The 22642-nt window shown below is 67.9% G+C and carries 24 protein-coding genes and 1 pseudogene; 15 read left to right on the forward strand and 10 right to left on the reverse strand.

The window, feature by feature from the left end; translation table 11 throughout:
- Together ACZ5YD_RS02700 and ACZ5YD_RS02705 are read right to left on the reverse strand one after the other, a co-directional pair.
- A pseudogene (locus ACZ5YD_RS02700) lies at nt 1-1284 on the reverse strand (RNA-guided endonuclease InsQ/TnpB family protein).
- A 184-nt stretch (nt 1285-1468) separates the two neighbouring features.
- Nucleotides 1469-1702 carry a DUF7543 family protein gene (locus tag ACZ5YD_RS02705; protein WP_379746344.1) on the reverse strand — a complete coding sequence of 78 codons (234 nt, stop codon included), beginning with the start codon at nt 1700-1702 and terminating at the stop codon, nt 1469-1471.
- 123 nt (nt 1703-1825) lie between these two features.
- On the opposite strand from ACZ5YD_RS02705, the gene ACZ5YD_RS02710 reads away from it, so the two are divergent.
- Entirely contained in the window at nt 1826-2959 is a 1134-nt protein-coding gene (locus ACZ5YD_RS02710; protein ID WP_379746341.1) for a M24 family metallopeptidase, read from the forward strand.
- A gap of 51 nt (nt 2960-3010) precedes the next feature.
- On the opposite strand, the gene ACZ5YD_RS02715 is transcribed toward ACZ5YD_RS02710, so the two are convergent.
- Nucleotides 3011-3736, reverse strand: a complete 726-nt coding sequence (locus ACZ5YD_RS02715) for a ribosome assembly factor SBDS (RefSeq protein WP_379746338.1) — start codon at nt 3734-3736, stop codon at nt 3011-3013.
- 185 nt (nt 3737-3921) lie between these two features.
- Nucleotides 3922-4329, reverse strand: coding sequence for a winged helix-turn-helix transcriptional regulator (locus tag ACZ5YD_RS02720; protein WP_379746350.1), 408 nt, complete (start codon nt 4327-4329; stop codon nt 3922-3924).
- A 114-nt stretch (nt 4330-4443) separates the two neighbouring features.
- Between ACZ5YD_RS02720 and ACZ5YD_RS02725 the strand changes: the two genes are divergently transcribed.
- The 6 genes from ACZ5YD_RS02725 (at nt 4444) to ACZ5YD_RS02750 (ending at nt 10087) form a co-directional block, all read left to right on the forward strand.
- Complete coding sequence (locus ACZ5YD_RS02725; protein WP_379746335.1) at nt 4444-4890, forward strand: DoxX family protein; 447 nt, start codon at nt 4444-4446, stop codon at nt 4888-4890.
- Nucleotides 4891-5015: 125 nt separating this feature from the next.
- Nucleotides 5016-5498 (forward strand): VOC family protein, encoded by a 483-nt coding sequence (locus tag ACZ5YD_RS02730; protein ID WP_379746332.1) that lies wholly within the window; start codon nt 5016-5018, stop codon nt 5496-5498.
- Entirely contained in the window at nt 5495-6118 is a 624-nt protein-coding gene (locus tag ACZ5YD_RS02735) for a flavin reductase family protein (RefSeq protein ID WP_379746329.1), read from the forward strand. Before ACZ5YD_RS02730 ends, ACZ5YD_RS02735 begins: the two co-directional genes overlap by 4 nt.
- Nucleotides 6119-6213: 95 nt before the next feature.
- On the forward strand, nt 6214-8436 hold the full coding sequence (locus ACZ5YD_RS02740; protein WP_379746326.1) for a NosD domain-containing protein: 2223 nt from the start codon (nt 6214-6216) through the stop codon (nt 8434-8436).
- Nucleotides 8433-9221: an ABC transporter ATP-binding protein gene (locus ACZ5YD_RS02745; protein ID WP_379746323.1), complete on the forward strand. Its 789-nt coding sequence runs from the start codon at nt 8433-8435 to the stop codon at nt 9219-9221. The genes ACZ5YD_RS02740 and ACZ5YD_RS02745 overlap by 4 nt, the downstream gene beginning before the upstream one ends.
- Nucleotides 9218-10087 carry a copper ABC transporter permease gene (locus ACZ5YD_RS02750; RefSeq protein WP_379746320.1) on the forward strand — a complete coding sequence of 290 codons (870 nt, stop codon included), beginning with the start codon at nt 9218-9220 and terminating at the stop codon, nt 10085-10087. The genes ACZ5YD_RS02745 and ACZ5YD_RS02750 overlap by 4 nt, the downstream gene beginning before the upstream one ends.
- Nucleotides 10088-10117: 30 nt before the next feature.
- Here ACZ5YD_RS02750 and ACZ5YD_RS02755 read toward each other — a convergent pair whose 3' ends face one another.
- A complete protein-coding gene (locus ACZ5YD_RS02755) occupies nt 10118-10618 on the reverse strand; it encodes a winged helix-turn-helix transcriptional regulator (protein ID WP_379746317.1) in 501 nt (166 codons plus the stop codon).
- Nucleotides 10619-10760: 142 nt separating this feature from the next.
- Between ACZ5YD_RS02755 and ACZ5YD_RS02760 the strand changes: the two genes are divergently transcribed.
- Nucleotides 10761-11090, forward strand: coding sequence for a DUF7471 family protein (locus tag ACZ5YD_RS02760; RefSeq protein ID WP_379746314.1), 330 nt, complete (start codon nt 10761-10763; stop codon nt 11088-11090).
- Nucleotides 11091-11202: 112 nt separating this feature from the next.
- Entirely contained in the window at nt 11203-11904 is a 702-nt protein-coding gene (locus ACZ5YD_RS02765; RefSeq protein WP_379746311.1) for an SCO family protein, read from the forward strand.
- Between the two features lie 35 nt (nt 11905-11939).
- On the opposite strand, the gene ACZ5YD_RS02770 is transcribed toward ACZ5YD_RS02765, so the two are convergent.
- The gene (locus ACZ5YD_RS02770) at nt 11940-12773 is read right to left on the reverse strand and encodes a sulfite exporter TauE/SafE family protein (protein ID WP_379746308.1); all 834 of its coding nucleotides are present in this window, start codon (nt 12771-12773) and stop codon (nt 11940-11942) included.
- The gene (locus ACZ5YD_RS02775; RefSeq protein WP_379746304.1) at nt 12770-13354 is read right to left on the reverse strand and encodes a nitrous oxide reductase accessory protein NosL; all 585 of its coding nucleotides are present in this window, start codon (nt 13352-13354) and stop codon (nt 12770-12772) included. The genes ACZ5YD_RS02770 and ACZ5YD_RS02775 overlap by 4 nt, the downstream gene beginning before the upstream one ends.
- A gap of 154 nt (nt 13355-13508) precedes the next feature.
- Here ACZ5YD_RS02775 and ACZ5YD_RS02780 point away from each other — a divergent pair, with 154 nt between their 5' ends.
- Genes ACZ5YD_RS02780 through ACZ5YD_RS02790 form a run of 3 tightly spaced genes read left to right on the forward strand, consistent with a single transcriptional unit; the run spans nt 13509 to nt 17501 of the window.
- Nucleotides 13509-14591 carry an ABC transporter ATP-binding protein gene (locus tag ACZ5YD_RS02780; RefSeq protein WP_379746301.1) on the forward strand — a complete coding sequence of 361 codons (1083 nt, stop codon included), beginning with the start codon at nt 13509-13511 and terminating at the stop codon, nt 14589-14591.
- Nucleotides 14588-16459, forward strand: coding sequence for a PrsW family intramembrane metalloprotease (locus ACZ5YD_RS02785; protein ID WP_379746298.1), 1872 nt, complete (start codon nt 14588-14590; stop codon nt 16457-16459). Before ACZ5YD_RS02780 ends, ACZ5YD_RS02785 begins: the two co-directional genes overlap by 4 nt.
- Nucleotides 16452-17501 carry an ABC transporter permease gene (locus ACZ5YD_RS02790; protein ID WP_379746295.1) on the forward strand — a complete coding sequence of 350 codons (1050 nt, stop codon included), beginning with the start codon at nt 16452-16454 and terminating at the stop codon, nt 17499-17501. The genes ACZ5YD_RS02785 and ACZ5YD_RS02790 overlap by 8 nt, the downstream gene beginning before the upstream one ends.
- Before the next feature lie 43 nt (nt 17502-17544).
- Here ACZ5YD_RS02790 and ACZ5YD_RS02795 read toward each other — a convergent pair whose 3' ends face one another.
- Both ACZ5YD_RS02795 and ACZ5YD_RS02800 read right to left on the reverse strand, forming a co-directional pair.
- A complete protein-coding gene (locus tag ACZ5YD_RS02795) occupies nt 17545-18429 on the reverse strand; it encodes a DUF2797 domain-containing protein (protein WP_379746292.1) in 885 nt (294 codons plus the stop codon).
- A gap of 60 nt (nt 18430-18489) precedes the next feature.
- Nucleotides 18490-19440, reverse strand: a complete 951-nt coding sequence (locus ACZ5YD_RS02800) for an NAD-dependent epimerase/dehydratase family protein (protein WP_379746289.1) — start codon at nt 19438-19440, stop codon at nt 18490-18492.
- A gap of 81 nt (nt 19441-19521) precedes the next feature.
- On the opposite strand from ACZ5YD_RS02800, the gene ACZ5YD_RS02805 reads away from it, so the two are divergent.
- A complete protein-coding gene (locus ACZ5YD_RS02805) occupies nt 19522-20085 on the forward strand; it encodes a tRNA (cytidine(56)-2'-O)-methyltransferase (RefSeq protein ID WP_379746286.1) in 564 nt (187 codons plus the stop codon).
- A 12-nt stretch (nt 20086-20097) separates the two neighbouring features.
- Here ACZ5YD_RS02805 and ACZ5YD_RS02810 read toward each other — a convergent pair whose 3' ends face one another.
- Nucleotides 20098-21261: a M48 family metalloprotease gene (locus ACZ5YD_RS02810; protein ID WP_379746283.1), complete on the reverse strand. Its 1164-nt coding sequence runs from the start codon at nt 21259-21261 to the stop codon at nt 20098-20100.
- 109 nt (nt 21262-21370) lie between these two features.
- Between ACZ5YD_RS02810 and ACZ5YD_RS02815 the strand changes: the two genes are divergently transcribed.
- Both ACZ5YD_RS02815 and ACZ5YD_RS02820 read left to right on the forward strand, forming a co-directional pair.
- On the forward strand, nt 21371-21895 hold the full coding sequence (locus ACZ5YD_RS02815; RefSeq protein WP_379746280.1) for a transcription factor: 525 nt from the start codon (nt 21371-21373) through the stop codon (nt 21893-21895).
- Nucleotides 21895-22623: a DUF2110 family protein gene (locus ACZ5YD_RS02820; RefSeq protein WP_379746277.1), complete on the forward strand. Its 729-nt coding sequence runs from the start codon at nt 21895-21897 to the stop codon at nt 22621-22623. The genes ACZ5YD_RS02815 and ACZ5YD_RS02820 overlap by 1 nt, the downstream gene beginning before the upstream one ends.
- Nucleotides 22624-22642: the final 19 nt, after the last annotated feature.

Here is a 22642-nt window from a genome sequence, read left to right on the forward strand (position 1 = left end):
CTACTCGCTCACGGCTTCGCCGTTCGCTTCGTTGAGGGTGGGGCTTTCGCGTGGACTCCTGTTCTGGCCATTGCTGGCAGGCGAATACTCGCCGTTCACGTTCAACGTCCCGCGATTCAAGCGCACGTTTACGGGTGCGCCTCCGCTCGACGACGTTTGCGCCGAGCGGAGATGTTTCAGACCAATATTCTTCGCCGCGTTGTAGTCCGCGTGCGGTGAGTATCCGCACTTCAAACACTCAAACACGTCCTACCCGTCCGACTTCGGGCGGTTGTTTTCGTGAGTGAAGCCACACTTCGAACACCGCTGGGAGGTGTAGGCGGGACTCACTTGTTCGACCGAGATCTCGACCACCTCGGCTTTGTATTCGACGTACTCGACCAGGCGTCGGAACGCCCACGCGTGGAACTTCTTTGCGCGAGGCATCCGTTCACGAATCCCCGTCAGGTTCTCGAACGCGATTACGTCACAGCCGTACTCGACGGCTTCGGCGACGAGTTCCTTCGAGACGGTGTGGAAGAAGTGGTCGTAGCGGCCCGTCTCAGTGCGTCCGACGGACTGGATAGTTTCGTGGGCGGCTCGTGTGCCACGCTGTTGAAGCGACCCGCGCCGCTTCTCGAACTCGCGGTGCCAATGGTTCAACTCCGACCCGTTCCAGAATGTACCCGTTGAGGTGACGGCGACGTTTTCGATACCGAGGTCAACGCCGAGGACTGTGCTGTGCCCGTCGTTGCCATCGTCGGCAGTCTCGAACTCCACGTCCGCCTTTGTGCGGACGTGAAGGTAGAACTCACCGTCGCGGTAGTGGAGTTCTCCGCCCGTCACTTCGTAATCGTCGTTGAACAGGTACTCCGAGTGGGGCGTTTCGCGATTCTCGTCGGGAAGGACGTACTCGGCGGTGATGCGTCCGTCGACGGTTGAGAGCGTCGCGTGGTCGTCGTTGAACGTCGCACACCGCTTATCGTAGACGAGCGTCGGAGCGGTGAAGTGCGGCTTCCCCGCGTAGTTACCTTGCTTCCAACGGGCAACCACGCTCTGTATGGCGTCAGCAGCCTTATTGCGGGCGTTCTGGACGAGATTCGCTTGCAGCCGCGTCTCTGCCCGCACGTCGTCGTAGGTTTCCCGTTGGAGATCGGCTTTACTCGTGGTTTTGTACTCGCCTTGCCACGCGTGGTCGACGACGTAGTTGGCGGCCCACAGGAACTCGGAGATGGTTTCGTGGAGGAGGTCGGCGTCGCCGTCGGCCACGTCGAGTTTGACGGGGACGGTGCGACGTACCTCCATCCGTACTTCAGATGTAAGTCTATGTTTTTATATTAGTAACGATTCAGAGAGGGGAGTCGGTGAGCCATCGAGCGTAGTTACTGTAGTACCGTGTCGGTTTCCTCTCCGACCTCAAGGAGCGAGCGTAGCGAGCGAGTAGGTCGGAGGCTCCACCTTGAATTACGCTGATCGCCGCCTCTCGCGTTCACTCCTCGAGTGCGAACTCCGAGCGCCACCGATCGACGTGTTCGTCGGCGTCCCCCTCCGACTCGACGGTCTTCCGCCGGTACGTGCGGCCCTCGGGAGCCTGCTCGAGGACGTCGATCCGAACGACGTAGCCGTCCCCGCCGCCGCGGCGTCGCCTTCGAATCGTCGCGAGCCCGTCACGGCGTTCCCACTCGATCAATCCCTCCTCGTCGCGTCGAACGCTCCAGGTCATGGTCGTCGATGGCGGCGCGGGTCTAAACAACCTTCGAGGGCGAATCCGGGCGTCCGCCACGGCGTCATGGTGTGAGATCGCTGCGACCGTACGGTATTTGTCCCTCCGGCGACGTCCCTCGGTATGTCCGGCTCGACCGATCCGTTCGACCGGAAGGCGCTCGATCGACGCGTCGCCGCGGTGCGCGAGCGGCTCGCCGACGATGCGGCGGACGGCGTTGTCTGTTTCCCGAGCTCGAATCTCCGGTATCTCACCGGCATCGCGGAGACGCCCGGGGAGCGCCACTTCCTGTATCTCCTCCCCATCGAGGGCGACCCGGCGCTCCTCGTTCCCGAGCTGTCGGCCGCGGACGTTCGCGGGACGGCTCCGGATACGGAGGTGCGATCCTGGAGCGACGAGGACGACCCCGTCCCGGCCGTTCGCCGGTTGCTCGTCGATCGCGGCGTCCGTGAGGGACGGCTCCTCGTCGACGACACGATGTGGGCTCGCTTCACCCAGGATCTGCGTACGGCCGCCCCCGAGGCCGAGTGGGGGCTCGCGAGCGAGGTCCTCGACGACGTGCGCGTTCGCAAGGACGACGCGGAGATCGCCGCGATCGAACGCGCCTCGGGGATCGCCGATTCGGTCCTCGCGGACCTCCGTGATCTCGGGTCCGACGTGGTCGGGATGACCGAGGCGGAGCTCGCCGAGCTGATCGACGATCGACTCTCCGAGCGCGGCGGGGAGGCGCCGGCCTTCGAGACGATCGTCGCCTCGGGAGCAAACGGGGCGAAGCCCCACCACCACCGCGGCGACCGACCGATCGAGGAGGGGGACCCGGTGGTTCTCGATTTCGGCACGCGCGTCGACGGCTATCCCTCGGATCAGACGCGCACGCTCGTCTTCGACGGCGAGCCGGACGACCGGTTTCGCGAGGTCCATCGGATCGTCCGGCGCGCACAGCGGGCGGGCGTCGAAGCGGTCGAACCCGGCGTGTCCGCCTCGGCGGTCGATGAGGCCGCCCGCTCGGTCATCGAGTCCGCGGGCTACGGCGAGGCGTTCGTCCACCGCACCGGTCACGGGGTCGGCCTCGACGTACACGAGGAGCCGTACGCCGTCGCCGGGAACGATCGGATCCTCGAACCCGGGATGGTCCTCTCGGTCGAACCCGGCGTCTATCTCGAGGGGGAGTTCGGGATCCGGATCGAGGATCTCGTCGTCGTCACGGCGGACGGCGCGCGGCGGCTCAACCGGACCGACCGCGGCTGGTCGTGTTGAACGCGGGGCGTGTCCCTCCCGTTCGGCGTGTTCCCCCCCGTTCTGGCCGTCTCACCGCGTGCTCAGCTCGTCCTTGTCCTTTATGACCTGCGTCTCCGCCTCCCCGGAGGAGACCTCGTTGGCCAGGTCGTAGAAGTCGTTTTGCAGCCCCGCGGGGAAGGTCACGACCCCGACCCACGATCCGTCGTTTTGCCACTCCTCGCGCTCGAGGTCGCCGAACTCGCGGATCTTGGCCTGTCCGGATCCGGCGTGTTCGGGGGGCAGCTGGACCGCGACCGTGATCTCCTCGAACCGGATCGGGATCACCGGACGAAGCGCCTCGAGCGCGTCGTCGACCTGGTTCTCCACCGGCTCCATCGGATCGACGGTGAATCCGGCCTCCTCGAGGGCGCGGTCGATGCGCTCCGGCGGGTGCGGCGAGTCGTCCATCTGCGGGTTCACGGCGTTTCGCGCGATGGTGTTTATGAGGTTCTTTCGCTTCCGCTCTTGCATCTCCCGGCGTTGGTCCGCCGTGATCTGTATCTCGCCGCGTTCGATGACCTCCGGGATGATCTCGAGCGGCTCGGTCGTCCCGAAGACCTCCTCCAGGGCCGTCTCGGCCGGTCGATCCCCCCGGGAGGCGTTCTCGAAGACGTCCTCGGCCGCGATGACGTCCTCGAGATCGCCCTCGAACTCGCCGCGTTTGATCGCCAACGCCGCGTCCGGGTCCACGAGCACCTCGAAGCGCTCGCCGTGGGATTCCAGCCGAGCCGTCACGGCATCCTCGAGCGATATCATGGTGGTCGCTACCGTCCCTGCCCTAAAAAGTCTCCCGCGTGCCATCGACACGCACACGTCGCGTGTCCCGCCCCCATGTCGCGTGTTGCACGCCGCAGTCGCCGGCTCCGATCCCGGGGGTGGCGTCCTCTTATCGGCATTCAACGCCGGCACGACGTCGCCGCGACGCCGGCGCTTCGACGTCGCTACCTCGTCGGCGTTTCGCCGTTCCCGTCCGTCTCCGCGTTCGCGCCGTCGCAGGCCGCCAGCCACTCGTTCGCCCAGCGCTCGATCTCGTCGAAGACGGGACAGAGCGACTGTCCCTTCGAGGAGAGGCTGTAGTAGGTCGCGACCGGCGCGTCCTCCTCGAGGCGGCGGTCGACGAACCCCATCTCCTGGAGGTCGTCGAGCACCCGTGAGAGCGTTCGCGAGTTGGCCTCGGTCGCCCGCTTCAGCTCGTTGAACCGCGATTCGCCGTTTTGTAGCTCGTGGAGCACGACCAGCCGCCACTTCGAGCCGATCTGTTCGAGCGAGTCGACGACGGGGCAGGCGTCCGGGTTCGCGGCTGCCGCCTCGTCCATCTCCGCTTTCGCTCCGTTCGCGTCCGATTCCATCCCGTCCGCCTCCCGGTCCGCCGTGATCGGATCAGATGATGACATCGATGTTACCTGGTAGTGGTGTCGTCCGGGAACGACTATAAGAGTTCGGTTCGTACAGCAGGTTACACGATGATACCAGAAATCACGACGATACCGTTACAGTTCGACGCCCCGCTCGCCGGCGAGATCTTCTTGATCGCGCGGGTGCTCTTCGGCGGCCTGATGGTCTTCATGGGGATCAACCACTTCCTCGACGCCGAGAGCATGGCGGGCTACGCCGAGATGAAGGGCGTCCCCGCGCCCTCGCTCTCGGTGGTGCTTTCCGGCGGACTGCTCGTCGTCGCCGGCGCCGGAATCGCCCTCGGCGCGTACCCCGTTCTCGCGGCCGGAGCGCTCGTCGTCTTCCTGCTCGTGACGACGCCCGTGATGCACGACTTCTGGGCGGTCCCCGAGGATCAAAAACAGTCCGAGATGACGAGCTTCCTCAAGAACGTCCAGCTGATCGCCGCCTCGCTGGCCTTCCTCGGCCTCGCAGCGGTCGAGTGGCCCTACGCCGTCGGCGTCGGGTTCCTGTAAGGCCGTAGGCGCCCGGGGCGATCGGACGGATCGCTTCACCGTTGCTGCACGAATCGCTTCACCGTTGCTGCACGAATCGCTTCACCACCACCGCAGTTATCCCACATCGAGTCCATTCATACCCCATGACCGACGCGCCACCCACCACCGGCCTGCATCACGTGACGAACATCTGTACCGACATGGACGAGACCGTCGAGTTCTACGAGGACGTGCTCGGCTGGCACACGGTAAAGCGCACGCAGAACTACGACGACCCCGGGACCAAACACTACTACTTCTCGCCGACGCCGGCGGGCGAGCCCGGAACCAACGTGACCTACTTCGAGTATCCGAACTCCCGTGGCGCCCCCGGGCCGGGCGCGAGCCACCACTTCGCGTTCGGCGTCGAGGACGAGGAGACGCTCGAGGCCTGGCGGGACCACCTCCGCGAGCGGGGCGTTCGCGTCTCCGAGATCAAGGACCGAACCTACTTCAAGAGCATCTACTTCAGCGATCCCGACGGCCTCGTCTTCGAGCTGGCCACGAGCGGCCCCGGCTTCGGCGTCGACGAGGAGACGCCGGGCGAATCGGAGATCGATCCCTTCGAGCAAGGACACGAGGAGTGACGGGGACGAATCCGCGATCGGATCCGGACCGGCGCGTCCGCGGCGGCGAGCCCGACGCGTTCGGATCCCCGTACCGACTGCTCTCGGGAGCCGTCGTTCCCCGACCGATCGCGTGGGTCTCCTCGCGCGGCCCGGCGGGCGAGAACCTCGCGCCCTACAGCTTCTTCACCGTCGCGGCCGTCGATCCCCCGACGCTGCTCTTCGCGCCCGTCGCGACGCCCGACGCGCCGAAGGACTCGCTCGCGAACGCGATCGAGACCGAGGCGTTCGCCGTGAACGTCGTGACCGAGGACCTCCTCGAGGCCGCGAACGAGTCCGCCGCGACCCTCCCGTCCGAGGAGAGCGAGTTCGAGCGCGCGGACGTCACGTCGATCGACTGCGACCGCGTCGACGCCCCGCGGGTCGAGGAGGCCGCCGTGACGTTCGAGTGCGAGCTTCGCGAGACGGTCGAGGTCGGCGGTTCCACGCTCGTCCTCGGCGAGGTCGTCTACGCCCACGTCGACGAGGCAGTCACGACAGAGGGGAAGATCGACGTCACGAAGCTCGACGCCGTGGGGCGTCTGGCCGGAAACTGGTTCACCCGAACCGACGACCGGTTCGAACTCGAACGGCCGCCGTGACACGCGGGGTCTTTTCGATCGACGTCGGGTCGTTCACGGTGTCGTTCGAGGAATGAACCAGACGGCCTATATCGATCCCTCCCGTCCTTCCGGGCGTGGCGCGGATCGATCCATATCGTGATCGCTCACCCTCCATCGTCCGTCTCGGGTGGGTCCTCGTGGCGCTTCTCGTGGCGCTCGTCGCGTTCTCGTTCGTCGTCGACGTCGGGACCGCGGCACCGGACCCCGTCGCGTACGACCGGACCGCGGCGCTCGGCGTCTCCGCCGAGACGGACGCCACCATGGCCGGCGAACGGGAGATACCGAAAGCGCAGGTCTTCTACTCCCAGTTCCAGTACGTCGTCGGCTACGCGGGGATCGAGACGATGGTCTCGGACTTCGAGGACCCATCGACCGATCGACAGCTCGGCTATCCGATAGCGGCGTACGTCCAGACCTACGACGGCGCATCGCCGACGATCGACGGGAACGGCCACCTGACGGCGACCGGTTCCAAGGCGTGGACGCCCCCGAACGAGGCGGTCTACGTCGTCGACAGCGGGGCACGGAGCCCGGCCGGGGAAACGGTCGTCCCGTTCGAGCATCGCGAGGCGGCCGAGTCGTTCACGGCGGAGTACGGCGGATCGATCCTCACGTGGGCGGCGGTTCGCGACCGCTCCTTCGAGGTCGATACGGCGGCGACCGTTCGTCGGGAGGTGCCCGATCGGTGGCGCCGGGCGGACGAACGGATCGCCCGCGCGAGCCAGCGAACCGATCGACCGACGTCTGTCGTCGTCGGTCGGGAGGCGGATACGATCCAGGACGCGGTCGACCGCGCGGAACCGAACACGACGGTCGTCGTTCCCGAGGGCACCTACGAGGAGCGGATACGGATCGAGAAACCGATCACCCTCGCCGGCCGGGACGCCGCTCTCCGGGGGAACGGGACGGGATCGGTGATCACGGTCCGCTCGGAGAACGTCTCGATCACCGGCTTTCGGATCTCGGGGACCGGCAACCGAACGCGAAACGACGAGGCGATACGCCAACCCCCCGGCTCCGAGGACGACGATGACGGGGCGTGGGACGAACACATCCAGACCGGATACGGATACGGGGACGCCGGGATCGTGGCCGACGACTCGTCCGGACTCGTGGTCGCGAACACGGCGATCGAGGCCGACGCGAGCGGCGTCCTCCTCCGGAACGGATCCGATGCGGTGATCCGGAACGTTCGGGTGAACGGCACGGCCGGTTGGGAGAACGGATTCATGGGCGTCACCGCGTTGAACTCCCGGGTCACCGTCACGGAGAGTGCGTTCACCGGCGGCCGGGACGGGATCTACCTCCACCGCGCCGACGGCTCCGTGATCCGAAACAGCACGTTTCGCGACGATCGGTACGGCGTTCACCTGATGTACACGAGCGACGCGCTGATCGCCGACAACGCGTTTCGCGACCAGGAGTTCGGCGGGATCACCGTGATGACGCGTCCCGAGGGGAACGCCATCGTCGGGAACGACGTCCGCCGCACGCCGACCGCGATCCAGCCGTCGGGGATCCGAAGCTATGTCGGGTACAACACGCTCGTCGACAACGAGCTCGGACTGTCGACGAGCGCACGCGAGTCCGTCTACGAGTACAACGTGATCGCCGAAAACGAGATGGGCGCGCGATCGACGACCGTGATCCCCTCGAGTCTGATCGCCCGCAACGACTTCGTCGGCAACGATCGACACGCGTCCGCGGGGTCGGGACCGCTGCGGATCTGGGCGGACGGCGATCACGGGAACTACTGGGAGGGCGCATACGAATCGCCCGCCCGGTGGGGATCGAATCCGGGAGAGACGACCGACGGGACGCGATCGGCGACGCTCGATCGAGCGTATCGGCCGAGCTCGCCGGTCGACGCCGCCCTACACCGCGAGCCGGCCGCCACGACGCTCGCGGAGTCTCCCGCAGTCCGTGCGCTCTACGAGCTTCGGGGATCGGTCGCCGGGTCCCGGTCCGGAAGCGTGATCGATCCGGCGCCGGCTCGAACGCCACACTCGCCGGGCCGGATCGAGCGAGTGAACGACCCGGATGGTTCGAACGATACGGATGGTTCGAACGACACGGACGGTTTGAACGGCACGGATTGGTCCGACGACTTGACCGATCCGATCCACCCGGAGTGGCGTGAGGAACTGACGAACGCGTCAACCACGGATAGGGAAACGATGGACGACGGAAACGGCATGGTGACGATCGATGACGGAAAACGGCACGGCGACCGATACATGACGGAAAACGATGCGAGGACCGACATGACGGAAAACGGCACGGCGACCGATACATGACGGACGATCAACCGCACGTTCACAACGATCACCGCGATCAACTGTTCGTTCGGATCGAACGCGTCACGCGCACGTACGGCGGCGTCGCGGTGCTGAGCGACGTCTCGATCGACGTCGTCCCCGGCGTGACTGCCGTGATCGGGCCGAACGGCTCCGGCAAGTCGACGCTGCTTCGAACGATCGTCGGCGAGACCGCGCCGACCGAGGGGGCGATCCGGTATCGTGGCTCGGACGCGGCCCGTCCGATCGGCTACCTCCCGCAACGGGCGTCGTTTCGGGAATCCTTCACCGCCCGTGAGACGCTCGCGTTCTACGGGCGGCTGCTCGGTGAGGACCCGGATGCGTCCCTCGAACGCGTCGGGCTGTCCGACGCGGCCGATCGGTCGGTCGACGCGCTGTCCGGCGGAATGCGTCGACTGCTGGGCATCGCGCAGGCGACGATCGGCGATCCCCCCGTCCTCGTACTTGATGAACCCACGAGCGGCCTGGACCCCGGAATGCGCGAACGGGTATTCGAGCTGGCGGGGGAGTACGCGGACGCGGACACCGCGGTGGTCGTGAGCACCCACGACCTCGAACTGGTGGATCGATACGCGGATCGAGTGGTCGTTTTGCGACACGGCTCGGTGGCGGCCTCGGGAACGCTCCCGGAGTTGTACGCCGCACACGACGCCGACACTGCGGCCGACCTCTACCGCTCGATCGTCCACGGGGCGACCTCGGAGACCGAGCCGTCGACGGATCCGACCGAATCGATACACGTCACCGGGGTGTCGAACAGATGACGGGATCGCGAGCCCGCGTGATCGGGACGATCTTCCGCCGCGAGATCGCAACGATCCGTCGAACGCCCGGGTACTGGCTCCTGTCCTTCGGCCTCCTCGTCGTGCTCGCCGCGGTCCTCGCGGTCGGCGGGGGCGGCGAAACGGGGTTCGTTCCCGCGATCGTGGACCTGTTGCTCCCGACGGAAGTGCTCGTCCCCCTGGTCGCGGTCGTGCTCGGGTATCGTTCGTTACTGGCCGACGGCGACGAGCTGGCGATGATTCGGACCTATCCCGTCTCGATGCCCGAATACGTCTGTGGCGTCCTCCTCGCACGGGTCGCGGGGCTCGTCGCCATGCTGGCGCCGATCGCGCTTCTCGGGGGGTACGTCTGGCTCACCGCGAGCCCGGACACGGGCATTTACGCCATCCACACCGGCGTCGACTCGCCGGTCCTGTTCGTCCGCTTTCTCGCCCTCGTGGTTCTACTCGGGCTCTCCTACCTGTCGATGGCGATGGCCGTCGGGACGATCGCTGGAAGCCGACGCGGCGCCCTCGCGATCGCCGCTCTCGTTCTCGTCGGCGGCGTTCTCGGGGGCGATCTCGCGGTGATCGTGTCCCTCGGCGACGACGTCGGCGCCGGCGTGCTCTCGACTCGGGTCGCGATACCGCCAAACGGCGCCTTTCGCGGGCTCGTCTTCGAGCGCGTCATCGGAGTGGCTCTTCCTCCCGATTCCGGATTCGTCTCGCCCTTCCGGGCGATCGCAAGCCTGCTGGGCTGGACGGCGATCGGCGTCGGCGTCTCGACCGTCGCGATGACGTTCGGCGGGGCCGTCGGCGATCGCCTCGAACGGCTCCGGGGACGGATGGGATCGGTCCGCGACCGGTAGCCCTCTCGAACCACTTGACCCCCGTGCGATTCACAGGATGTCGTCGAGCGTGCGAACGAACCGATCGACGATCCGGTCGGGAAGCGAGGGCGAAACCACGTCCAACAGCTCCGCGGTTCGTTCCGGACGCGCGAGCGATGCCGTCATCGGCGACGTCGCCGATCGGTCGATGACGTCGTGCTCCTCCAGGGTCGAGAGGTGCCAGGAGATCGTGCTCTCGGCGAGATCGAGCTCGTTCGCGAGCGCGCCCGGTCGTTTCGGTCCGTCCGCGGCGAGTCGAACGATGATGCCACGCGCGGTCTCCCGCCGAAGGAACGCGATCGCCCGACGCTCCCACGGATCGAAGGAGGGATCGAAGTAGTGGGTCTTCCCGCCCACGGGCTCCTCGACGATCGACCCCTCACGCGTGAGCCGCCTGAGGTGGTACTGGACCTGGCCGGTCGCGAGATCGAGCTCCCGGCCGATCCGTCGAAAGTGCACTCCGGGCGTGGCGTGGACGTGCCGCCGGATCCGATCCCTGGTGTCGGACATTGATCGGTGTATCGTTCCTCCGGAGCGGTTAAACTCGTGGTGATGGTTTTCACCGAACGGGAACGCGGCGACCGCGGTCTCCCCTCGACACGACCGGTGTGTTTCTTATGCGGGCGCTCGTAGTGCCGACGTGACTCGCGTGATGCCGCCAGCGACCACCACGTGGGGCGTCGAGGCCGCCATCCCGATCCTCGGCGTCATCCTGCTCGCGTCGATCGGGACCGGGGTGCTCTTCCTCGTCAGCGTGGTCGCCTATCGCCGCCGTCGACGAGCCCAGTACGGACTGATCGCGGCCGCGATCGGCGCCCTCTGGGTCCGCTCGGTCGTCGGGGCCGGTACCGTTCTCGGCCTCGTTCCGATGCCCGCACACCACTTCATCAGCCACTCGCTCGACCTGCTGACCGCCGTTATCGTGCTCTATGCGGTCTACATGTACGCTCCGGGGTCGGTTGCGACCGCCGAGAATCGGTGATGGTGGTGGCCACCGAGACGCGACGGCGCGTCACGCGGTAACGCGTTCGAGTCGTGGTACGTTCGTCGAACGCACCAGATCACCTATGGACGGCTCGGACGCGATCCGTACCATGCGACGTCGGTCACTCCTGTGCGGAATGGCGACCGGAACGACCATCGCGACGGCCGGATGCCTCTCGTCGGTTTTCGACGACACCCCCGAGAACGTGGCGCTCGGCCCGCAGTCGGATCAGCGGGCCGAAAGCGAGGAGCTGGCCTATCCGGCCTACGGTCAACCCCTGCCCGCCTTCGAGCTGGCTGACCCGCTGGCCGACACGCCTATCGACGCCGGGAGTCTCGATCGGACCGCGATCGTCACGGCGTTCTTCGCGAGCTGTCCCGCCGAGTGCGGGATCCTCCTCCATCGGTTGGCGGACGTCCAGGCCACCGTCAACGAACGCGGGCTGACCGACTCGGTCGTGTTCCTTTCGATCACCTTCGATCCGGAACGGGACGACGCGGACGCGCTCCGTGAGAACGCTCGCCGGGTCGGCGCCGACCTGGACGCCGGGAACTGGCGTTACCTCCGCCCCGAGTCGCCGGCCGCCGCGGAACGCGTCGTGGAGGACCGGCTCGGGATCGGGTTCGAGCGCGACACGAACAGCTCCCGCGTCGCCGGCTACGACTTCACGCACTCCGTTGTCACCCTGCTCGTCAATCCACACGGGATCGTCGAACGGGCGTACCGCGGCGAGACGGTCGACCGCGATCGCGTCGCCACCGACGTGGAGACCGTCGTCGAGGCGACCGATGGCGGATCCGGCGGCGAGTAGACTGCCGGCGAACCGATCGGCGGGACGACCGGCGCTCAGTGAGCCATGCCCGGCCCCTCGAGGGGGTTCCAGAACGGGAACATCGGGTGGGGGACGTGGATCCCGACGGCCATCAATCCGTGTGCGAAGAGCACGTATCCGAGCAGCACGAAGGCCACGCCGAGCACGCGGTGGAGAATCCGTCTCCTCCGGACGCCCAGTCCCTGAATCACCGTTCCGTAGGCGAACACGGCCGGAATCGTTCCGACGCCGAGTGCGGCGAGCGCGATTCCGCCGGCCGCCGGGGAGCCGCTCGCGAACGCGTACAGGTAGGCCGGATAGAGGATCGGACACGGCAACAGCCCGTGGATCGCGCCGAGGAGGACGATCCCGGGGCCGCCCGCGAGGCCGTCGACCCAGTTCGTCAGGACGCCGGTGACCCGTTTTACGCCGGGGAGATGGATCCCGACCGAGGCGCGCCCCACGACGTAGTACATCCCGATCACGGCGACGAACACGCCGATACAGATCCCGATGACGCCTCGAACGAGACTCGCGGCCGCGGTGATCTCGCCGATGCCGAGGAACACCGCGCCCCCGAGCGCGCCCATGGTGACGCCGAGGAGTGTGTAGCTCACCGTTCGTCCGAGATTGAACAGCGCGTGTTGTCGCACCTCGTAGGGCGTGAGGTGACCGCTTCTGACGTTCGATCCCGTGACCGTCGCGCCGCCGTCCGCTTTCGTGGCGCCGTCCGTTTGTGGTGTCTTCGACATTCGCTCCGCATAGACCGTGATCAACGGTCCGCACATCCCGATGCAGTGGGCCCCGCCCAACAGCCCGATCGTGAGGAACAACGCCACGTCGATGCCGAGGACGGACGCGACGCTCATTCGTCTTCCCGCAGGCCCTGCACGAGCGTCCGATCGATGTCGTCGAAGCCGATCGTCCGCCCGCCGTGGTCGTCGACGAACGACGCGGCCTCGTCATCGTCGGAGAACGGATGGAGACCGGGTCCCATCCCGCCCCGCACGTCGCTTTCCACCACGTACGTGAGGGTCCTCGCGTCGGCAAACGTCTCGGCGGCGGTCGGGGAGGGCATCGTCGGTCCCGCGTCCCGTTCCTCGATCGTCCAGTCCACGGCCGAGAAGTCGGTCACGTAGACGACCTCCGCCTCCCATCCGCGATCGAGTCGATCGAAGTGGAACGGAAAGAGGCTGAACACGAGCGTGTGGAACCAGAACGGCCCGTCCTCGCGGCCCTGGGGGGCGTGTTCGGCATAGTAGATCTGCCCGTTCGCGCCCCCGTGTGGGCCGATCTCCATTCCGTGATCGTCGTCGAACTTTCCCCCCGAGAGATCAACCGGTTCTGGTGATTCGTCCTCCGATCCGACGGGCAGTCGGTCGAGGCACCCCGCCGTCGCCGCGGCCGCGCCGATCGTCGCCGATCCCGTGAGTACCGTCCGGCGGTTCATCATCACTACCGGCTTCGTACCTGGCATAAATCCCTGTTCTGGTGCGACCGTCGAACGGTGCTGGTCCGCGACGTTAGCGGACGCGAAACCGAGCGCGGGGGACGACGACCCGTCCGGGGCGGGCATTTATGGGGATCTGCGCTCACCCTCGGGTATGATCGAGGTGTCGGGGCTCCACAAGGCGTACGGCGACTTCGCCGCCGTCGTCGACAGCTCCTTCGAGGTGGGCGACGGCGAGGTCTTCGGCGTGGTGGGGCCGAACGGGGCCGGCAAGACGACGACGCTGAAGACGCTCGCCGGCCTCATCGAACCGACGAGCGGCACGGTTCGGGTCGCGGGTTACGACGCCGCCGACCCCGAGATGCGGCGACGGCTCGGCTTTCTCCCCGAGGAGTCCCCGCTCTATGAGGACATGACGGCGCTTTCGTACCTCCGCTTCTTCGCCGACCTCTATGACGTCCCCCGATCGGTCGCCGACGATCGCATCGAGGACGCGCTCGATCGGCTGGACCTCGAGCACCGACGTCGACGTCTCGGCGACGTCTCCAAGGGGATGAAACGGAAGGTCGCGATCGCCCGTTCGCTCGTGAACGACCCCGAGGTGTTGATCTACGACGAGCCCGCCTCCGGACTCGATCCCGTCACCACCGACTCCGTGCTCGCGTTCGTCCGCGAGCTCCGCGAGGCCGGCAAGACGGTCGTCCTCTCCGCGCACAACCTCCACCACGTCGAGTCGGTCTGTGACCGGGTCGCGGTCATGGACGAGGGCGAGATCGCCGCCCGCGGGACGGTCGCGGAACTGCGCGAGGAGCACGGGACCGTGGAGTACGTCGTGTTCACCACGATCGACCCCGCAAACGTCGATCCGAGACTTCCGGACGCGGAGCGGTCCAGTCGCGGAGGATCGGAGGTCGATGACGCCACGCCGGAGGGGTCCACGGGCGGCGCTCGCCGATATCGAACGCGAGTCTCGTCGATGGCCGACGTCGATCGGATCCGCGAGGCTATCGCAGACGCCGGCGGCGAGGTCGTCGACATTCGGACCGACGAGCCCACCCTCGAGTCGGTCTTCCTCTCCATCGTCGACCGGCCAATGGCGAGCCGGTACGGCAGAACCCCGGGATCCAACTCGGCGACGGTCGATGGATCAGGTGGGGATGGACCGGGCGAGAGTGGACCAAGTGGACATGGATCTGGTGAGGGTAGGCCGGACGAGGATGAACCGGGTGAGCCGTGATCCCGCGTCGACGACTTCGCCGGATCGCTCGGATCGCCCGCTGGGAGACGACCCGGACCGCCGGCGGGATCGACCGTCGCACGGCCGCGATCGGGATCGTCGTGTTGGTCGTCGCGGGCGGGGTCGGCGCCGCGACGCTGTCGGCCGGCGTCGGCGGTGTCGCGCTTGACAGCGACGTCTATCGGGTCGGCGTGGCTCCCGACTCGCCGTATCACGACGCCGTCGAGGCCGATCCGGCGCTCGATCCACGTCCCCCGGATGCCGGCACCCTCGGCGAGGAACTCGACGTGATCGTGGTCGACACCGAGGACGGCGTTCGCCTCCACGCGAGCCGAACGCGGAAGGGCGACGCCGCGGCCGCGACGGTTCGCGAGGCCGTCCGCGCGTACAACGAACGGCTGATGGCGGCGGAGTCCGACCGGGCCGCCGCCTATCCCGTGAGCGTCACGCTCCGATACGGCTCGCGGCCCGACGCGGACGAGCCCATGGCGATCGAGACCGGAGGGAACGGCGGAAGCGACGGAACCAGTAGAACCGACGGGACCGGCAGCCGGGGTGGCGGAGACGGAGCCGGTGACGGGGGAAGCGGAACGAACGGCGATGGCGGCGGAACCGACGATTCGAACGCAGTCGATGGCTCGCAGGGCGACGCCTCCGGCGTTCCGAACGTCGGGACGAACGCCCTCTTCGGCAGTCAGTCCGGGTCGCCGGCGTCCATCTCGCCGCCGTTCCCGTTCGCCTCGCTGCTCCTCGCGTTCGCGTTCCTCGTGCCGTTCAACTTCCTCATCCAGGCGTACGGCTCCGCCATCCTCGACGAGCGGGTCAACCGCCGCGGGGAGCTGCTCCTCGTCTCTCCGGCGACCCGCGGGGAGATCGTCGCCGGAAAGTCACTGCCGTACCTCCTCGCCGCGGTGATCGTGACCGCCGGCATCGCGGCGGTCGTCGGGGGCGGGGCGACCACCGTGCTCTCGGTCGTGCCCGTGGCGTTCGTGTTTCTCGCCGCCACGTTCCTCGCCGCGATGTTCGCGCGGTCGTTCAAGGAGCTCACCTTCCTGACCGTCGCCATCTCCGTGTTCCTCACGACCTACGTCTTCGTCCCCGCCATCTTCACGAACGTGACGCCGATCGCCGCCATCTCCCCGCTGACCCTCGTGGTCCGCGACCTCCAGGGTACCGCGGTCACCGTCGGGGAGTACCTCTTTGCGACCGGCCCGTTCTATCTGACCGGCACCCTCTGTTTCGTCCTCGGCGCGGGGACCTATCGTGAGGAGGACATGTTCTCCCAAAAACGCGTTCCCGCGAAGTTCCTCGACGCTCTCTCCGTGCGCCTCTCCGGGCTTCGGTCGATGGTGATCCTCGTCGCGTGTACGATCCCGTTCGTCTTTCTCGCGGAGTTGCTCGCCGTCGCCGTCCTCTTCGCGCTTCCGGTCGCCGTCTCCGTGCCCATCCTCCTCGTCGCCGTCGCGTTCATCGAGGAGATCGCGAAGAGCGTCCCCGTCTACGCCGGGTTCGTCTCCGGGACCTTCGAGCGGTCGACTCGAAGCGCGCTCGCCGTGGGCGCCGCCTCCGGGCTCGGCTTCTTCCTCGGCGAGAAGCTCACGGCGGTCGTTCAGGTCGTCGGCCTCTCGGAGCTCGTTCTCGGGCGTGCGGCGTTTACGCCCTCGGGCGTGCTGCCCGCCGGCTCGCCCGGGTTCGTCGCGCTCGTCGCGCTCGGCCTCTTTCTCGCGCCGCTCGTTCTCCACGTCGTCGCCACGTCGATCGCCGCGTTGGGCGCGCGACGCGGCCGTTCGCAGTACGCGATCGCCCTCGCGATCGCCACCCTCGTCCACGCGGCGTACAACCTCTCGGTGGTGAGCCTCCATGGGTAGCAGGGCGACGATCGCGAGACGGGAGCTGGCCGGGCTGCGCGCGGAGAAGACGATCGTCCTCGCGCTCGCGATCCAGCTCTTCATCGCCGCGTTCTCCTCGTTCCTCGTCGTCGGGCTCGTCTCGATGTACGATCCGGGGGAGCTCGGCGGCGCGGAGGTGGACGTCGCGGTCACCGGCGAGGCGGTCGACCGGATGGAGGCCGCGGCCGCGGAGGTCCCAGGCGTCCGGACGCGAACCTACGAGGACGCCGGAACCGCCCACGACGCCTTCGACGCGCGGGTTGTCGACGCCGTTCTGGAGACCGACCGACGGGAGGGTCGGATACACGTCGACGCCACGGTCCCCGACTCCGACGTCCGGACGACGGTGGTCGTCGTCCAGCTTCGGGAGGTGCTTCGAACCCTCGAGGCGAGCGAACGCGACCGTCGCGTCGACGATCTGGAGTCCCGACCCCTCGACGTTCCCGATCGGATCGGATCGAGCCCGTACTACGGCTTCACATACACCGTGCTCGTCCCGCTTCTGGTCTTCCTGCCGGTGTTCATCTCCGGCTCGCTCGCGGTCGATTCGGTCACGGAGGAGATCGACCGGGGGACGATGGAGTTGCTCCGGGTCGCGCCCGTCACGATCGCGGAGATCCTCGACGGGAAGGCGCTCACGGCGGTGGGCATCGTCCCAGCCCAGGTGGCCGCCTGGCTCGCGCTGTTGTGGTTCAACGGGACGCCGGTGGCGAACGTCGGGTGGCTGCTCGTTCTCGCGACCGCCGTCGCCGCCGTCGTCGTCGAGCTCGCGGTCGCCGTCGCGCTGCTCGTTCCCGACCGTCGGGGAGCACAGCTGCTCTACTCCGTCGGCGTGCTCGCCGTCTTCGCCGGCAGCTCGCTCGCGGACGGCGGCCCGGTGAACGCCGCCGCCCGGCTCGCGATCGACAGCGCCGACCTCGGCGTGTATCTGGTCGTCGTCGGGGCCGTCGCGCTCGCGTGCGTCTCGGTCGCCGTCGTCCGGCTCACCCTCGATCGATGCTCGCCGGCCGCGCTCGGATGAGAGGACGAAACGCGGTCTTCGAACGATCGTGTTCGGGAGATCGTCACGTATCGAACGCGCCGAGGCTCGACTGGATGTCACGCGTCGACCGTCCGGCCACCAACTCGTGGCCGACCAGATCGCGCAGGTCGATCGCGTAGGTCGATCCATCGCGCTCGAGGACGAGCAGGCGTCCCTTCGTTCCCAGGACTTGCCCCGACGCCATCGTCTCGGACATCGGGCGCTCGGCGAGGTCCAGTCCGTAGTCGAAGGCGAACCGGCGATCCGGGTCGAAGCGTTCGAGGAGATCGCTCCAGGCCGCCTCGTCGATCGACGCCGCGATCCCGGCCCGCTTGTCGGCGACGCGAACCCGATCGACGAGCCCGTCGATCTCGCCCGCGAGTTCCGCCTCGATCTCGCGGGCGATCCGGCCGTTCTCGACCGTCCGGATCCGGACGCCTCGGTCGGCCCCCTGCTCCTCGAGGCGCGTCGCGAGCCGCCACGAGCGCGTCACGCCGACCTTGAACCGGTCGGGGGCGAACGCGGCGAGGTAGACCGCGTGCTCCTCGTGACAGTCCATCTCCGCCTTCAGGCAGGTCCCCGTACAGCGCGCACAGACCCAGACGTCCTCGTGGGAGGGACAGCGGGGCGCCCGGTCGGCCGAACACGAGATGTGGCGTCCGTCGTGGATCGTTCCCGCACACCGGCGCTCGCCGAGCGAGTAGTCGAGGTCCGTCCCGGGCGCGAGATCGATGCGCTCGACCGGAGGTGATGGCTCGTCCTCGTCGCCTCCGCCGCCCTCGTCGCCTCCGCCGCCCTCGTCGCTTCCGCCGCCCTCGTCGCTTCCGCCGTCCTCGCCGCCCGTCCCGTCGTGGCGGGCCACGAGCAGTCCCGCCGGTCGAGAGCCCTCGTCCCCGCCGACGCCCGTGTCGTATCCGACGACCTGCACGTATGGAGAAAGGGGTCGTGATCGCTTATGAATGTTGCACGGCCGGGTGGCCGTGTGTCCCTATTCGGCCGCGTGCTCGGGAGCGATCTCCGCGATCAGCTCGCGGGTCGCCCGTCGGACCGATTCGTCGCTCGAGCCCGACGGCTCCCAGCCGAGCGCCGAGAGCTTCTCGATCGACAGCCGCATCTTCGGGACGTCGCCGGTCCATCCCCGGTCGCCGCCGGTGTACTCGTAGTCCGGGTCGAGGCCCATCTCCTCGCTTACGATGTCCGCGATCCGCGTCACCGACGTCGTGGTCCGGGTTCCGAGGTTGTAGACGTTGAACGCGTCGTCGGCGTGTTCGACGACGTGGCGGATCGCGTCGACGCACCCGCTCACGTGGAGGTACGACTTCTCCTGGCGGCCGTCGCCGAGGATGGTGAGCGTCCCCGGGTCCGCCTGAAGCTTCTCGATGAAGTCCGGCACGACGTTGCCCCGCTGGTGGGGGCCGACGATGTTCGCGAACCGGAAGTTCCAGACGGTCATCCCGTAGGAGTGAGCGTACGTCGACAACAGCGCCTCGTCGGCCAGCTTCGAGGAGCCGTAGATGGAGATCGGCGCGAGGGGCGCGTAGTCCTCCGGCGTCGGCCGGGGGGCCTCCCCGTAGACCGTCGAGGAGGAGGTGAAGGCGATCGCGTCGACGCCCACCTCGGACATCCGCTCGAGGACGTTGTAGGTCATCTCCGTGTTCTCCTCGAAGAGCGTCCGGTCGTCGTCGTAGTTCGTGTCGGTGTAGGCCGCAAAGTGGAAGACGACGTCGATCTCAGCCGTGAGCGCCTCCGCCAGGTCGTCCGTGTCGGTGACGTCGCCGCGGACGAACTCGACGCCCTCCGGGATCCGGTCGCGGTCGCCCTTCGAGAGGTCGTCGATGACCCGCACGGTTTCGGCCTCGCCGAGAAGCTCGCTCGCCAGATGGCTGCCGACCAGCCCCGCCCCGCCCGTGATCAGCACGTTCGCGTCCGAGAGGTCCATGCTCGACCTCCCGGTTCGCACCGCAAGTGCGTTCCGGTCCGTGACGAAAGCCACTACCCGTCCGGCGGCGAACTTCGGTCCATGCAGGAGACACGCGAGGTCGCGGTCCTCCGGTTCGGACACCGGCCGGGCCGTGACGACCGCATGACGACCCACGTCGGGCTCACGGCGCGGGCGCTCGGGGCCGACCGGGTCGTCCTCCCCGACAACGCCGGCCAGTCGGCCGAGACCGTCCGGGACATCACCGACCGCTTCGGCGGCCCCTTCGAGGTCGAACTCCGGGAGGACCAGGCCTCGTTCGTCCGCGAGTGGGACGGCGCGATCGCCCACCTCACCATGTACGGCGAGCCGGTCCAGACGGTGGAAACGGACGTTCGAGATGCCCACGCCGACGCCCCGCTGCTCGTCGTGGTCGGCGGCGAGAAGGTCCCCTGGGAGCTGTACGAACACGCGACGTTCAACGTCGCCGTGACCAACCAGCCGCACTCGGAGGTCGCGGGGCTCGCCGTGTTCCTCGACCGCCTCTTCGAGGGTCGAGAGCTCGATCGCGAGTGGGCCGACGCCGACCGCATCGTCCGTCCGGAGGCGCGCGGCAAGACGGTCGTCGACGCCTCGGAGATCGCGGATGAGGGAGAAACGGAGTAGCGGCGGACCCGTTCACACCGGCCGCTTCGATCGAAGTTTGGCGATCCTGACGCGGAGCCCGCCGCGACCCCTGCCCCGCATCCGACGGCTCTCTATCTCCCCCATCGGAACCACGGCGAGGCGATCGATCTCGGGAGCCCACTCCCGGTGGCCGCTCGCGTCCCGTGCGTACTCGAGCGCGTCGGCGAGCTCGTCCGCCCGTCCACGGCTCGCGACCGCACGATCGGCCGCCACGCGTCCCCGACCGACGAGGAGCCGGTCGCCGACCGCAAGCAGCAGCCACCACGGCGTGACGGCGACGAGCAGTACCGCCCCGGAGAGGGCGTATACGACCCACGGTATCGATCGATCGCCGCCGCCATCGTCGCCGAACGCCAGCGGGCGATCGTCCCCGCCGGAGGGCCGGTGCGACAGGAGGCCGCTCGCGAGCAGCCGGATCGCCTCGACCAGAAGCGCCGCGGGAAGCAGCGCCGTCGTGAGCCGCGCGTTCCGTGAATCCGCCCGCGCCAGTGCGTGCAGGACCATCGCCTCGAAGGCCGGATCGTCGAGTTCGGACAGCCGCGAGGGGACGACGAGCGTCGTTCCCGTCCGCGTCGTCGCGACGCCGAGGGTGACGGCCGAGCGCCGAACGACTCGGACCGTCGGAGGGGGGTGGCCGTTCGAGCGTGCGGCCTCCGAAACCCGCTCTCGCAGACGTTCGGCTCCGTTCGCCTCCATCGGCGCCATCTCCGAGATCGCCCGATCGACGAGTGCGGGCCCAACCGCGTAGGACCCGATCAGGGCGACGCCCGCGGCGACCGGAACGGCGACCATCGCGTCGACCGGGACGAGACGGGCCACGAGCGCCGCGGGGACTGCCGCGAGCGTGATCGGGACGGCGGCGAGCAGGGCCGCGCCGACCAGCTCGGCGGGGGAGGGCGTTCCGCGATCGTCCCCGTCTCGTTCCCCGTCGGTTTCCACCCCCGCCGCATCGTTCCCGCTCGTTCCGGCTTTCGCGTTCGTTCCGGCTTTCGCGTTCGTTCCGGCTTTCGCGTTCGTTCCGTCGTTCACGTTCGCTCCGTCGTTCGTGTCCGCTTCGTCGTCCACGCTCGTTCCGTGGTTCGTGTCCGCCTGCGCGCCCACGCCGGCGCCACGCTCCGTGTCCGCTTGTCCGTCCGTGCTCGCGCCCTCGTCCATGCTCGTCGCCACGACCGGTTCTCACAAGAGTCTGGCGACGGACGGGGAATCCCTCGTGTCGATGACTGGTTCGAATGTTTTAAACGACCGCCGACCGGAGGAGACCCTAATGGCTTTTGAGGACCTGTTGAACGACCCCGTCATTCAAAAGTACCTACACGAGTTGGTCGGTCCGACAGGGATGCCGGTGGCCGCCGCGCCGCCGGAGGGCGAGGTGACGGACGAGGAGCTCGCCGAGGACCTCGGCTTGGAGCTCAACGACGTCCGTCGCGCGCTGTTCATTCTCTACGAGAACGACCTCGCCTCCTACCGCCGCGTTCGAGACGAGGACTCCGGGTGGCTCACCTATCTGTGGACCTTCGAGTACGAGAACATCCCGGAGAACCTCGAGGAGGAGATGTACGCGCTCCTCGACGCCCTGGAGGAACGCGAGGAGTACGAGCGCACCCACGAGTTCTACCTCTGTGAGGTGTGTTCGATCCGCTTCGAGTTCGGCGAGGCGATGGACCTCGGCTTCGAGTGTCCGGAGTGCGGCTCGCCCATCGAGTCGATGGACAACGACCGGCTCGTCGAGTCCATGGAGCGACGGCTCGACGATCTGCGAGACGAACTCAACGTGGACGTGACCCGCTGATGGTCGTCCTCGCGACCAAGTGTTACGTCGAGGGCGACGCCCGAGAGCGCTCGCTCGACGGGATGGGATCGCTCGTCGAGAACGCGGTCGGCGACCTCCACGTCGAGTGGCAGGTCGGCGTGCGCGCCGACGGGTTCGTGCAGGTCGATCTCACCGGCGAGGACGCCGCTGTCGCACGCAACGCCCTCGCCGAGGAGTGGGGCGAGATCGTCGCCCACGACGAGGGGTTCGAGCCCGGCGAGGAGTACGTTGGAACGCTCGAGTCGTGGGACGCGGACGGATTCGTCCTCGACGCGGGCGAGGACGTTCGGATCCCCGCCGATCGCCTCGGCCTCGGCACGGGAACGCCCGAACAGGTCGTCGAACGATTCGGCCTGGTGCAACACCTCCCGATGCAGTTCGTCTACGCGGATCCGGGAGGCGGCGAGGCCGACGGGAACGGTACCGGCGACGGATCGAACTCGTCGGCGACCTCCCGGCTCGCCGACGCCGAACGCGACCGACTCTACGAGTGGCAGCGTGGCCCCGGCCGCCTCAACGTGAACTCCGCGACCCGCGGGGAGGTTCGCGCCACGATCAACCGCGCCGGCCACGCCCGCGACATCGTCACCGTGGAGCGGCTCGGCCTCCTCGAACAGAGCGTCATCTGTCGGGAGGAGACCGACCCGCCGGGGTTGCTCGCGGCGATCGGATCGTACCTGCCGGCCGAGATGCGGTGTGTCGTCTGATCGAGAGAACCACCTCCAA

It is taken from the genome of Halopenitus salinus (assembly GCF_055397165.1).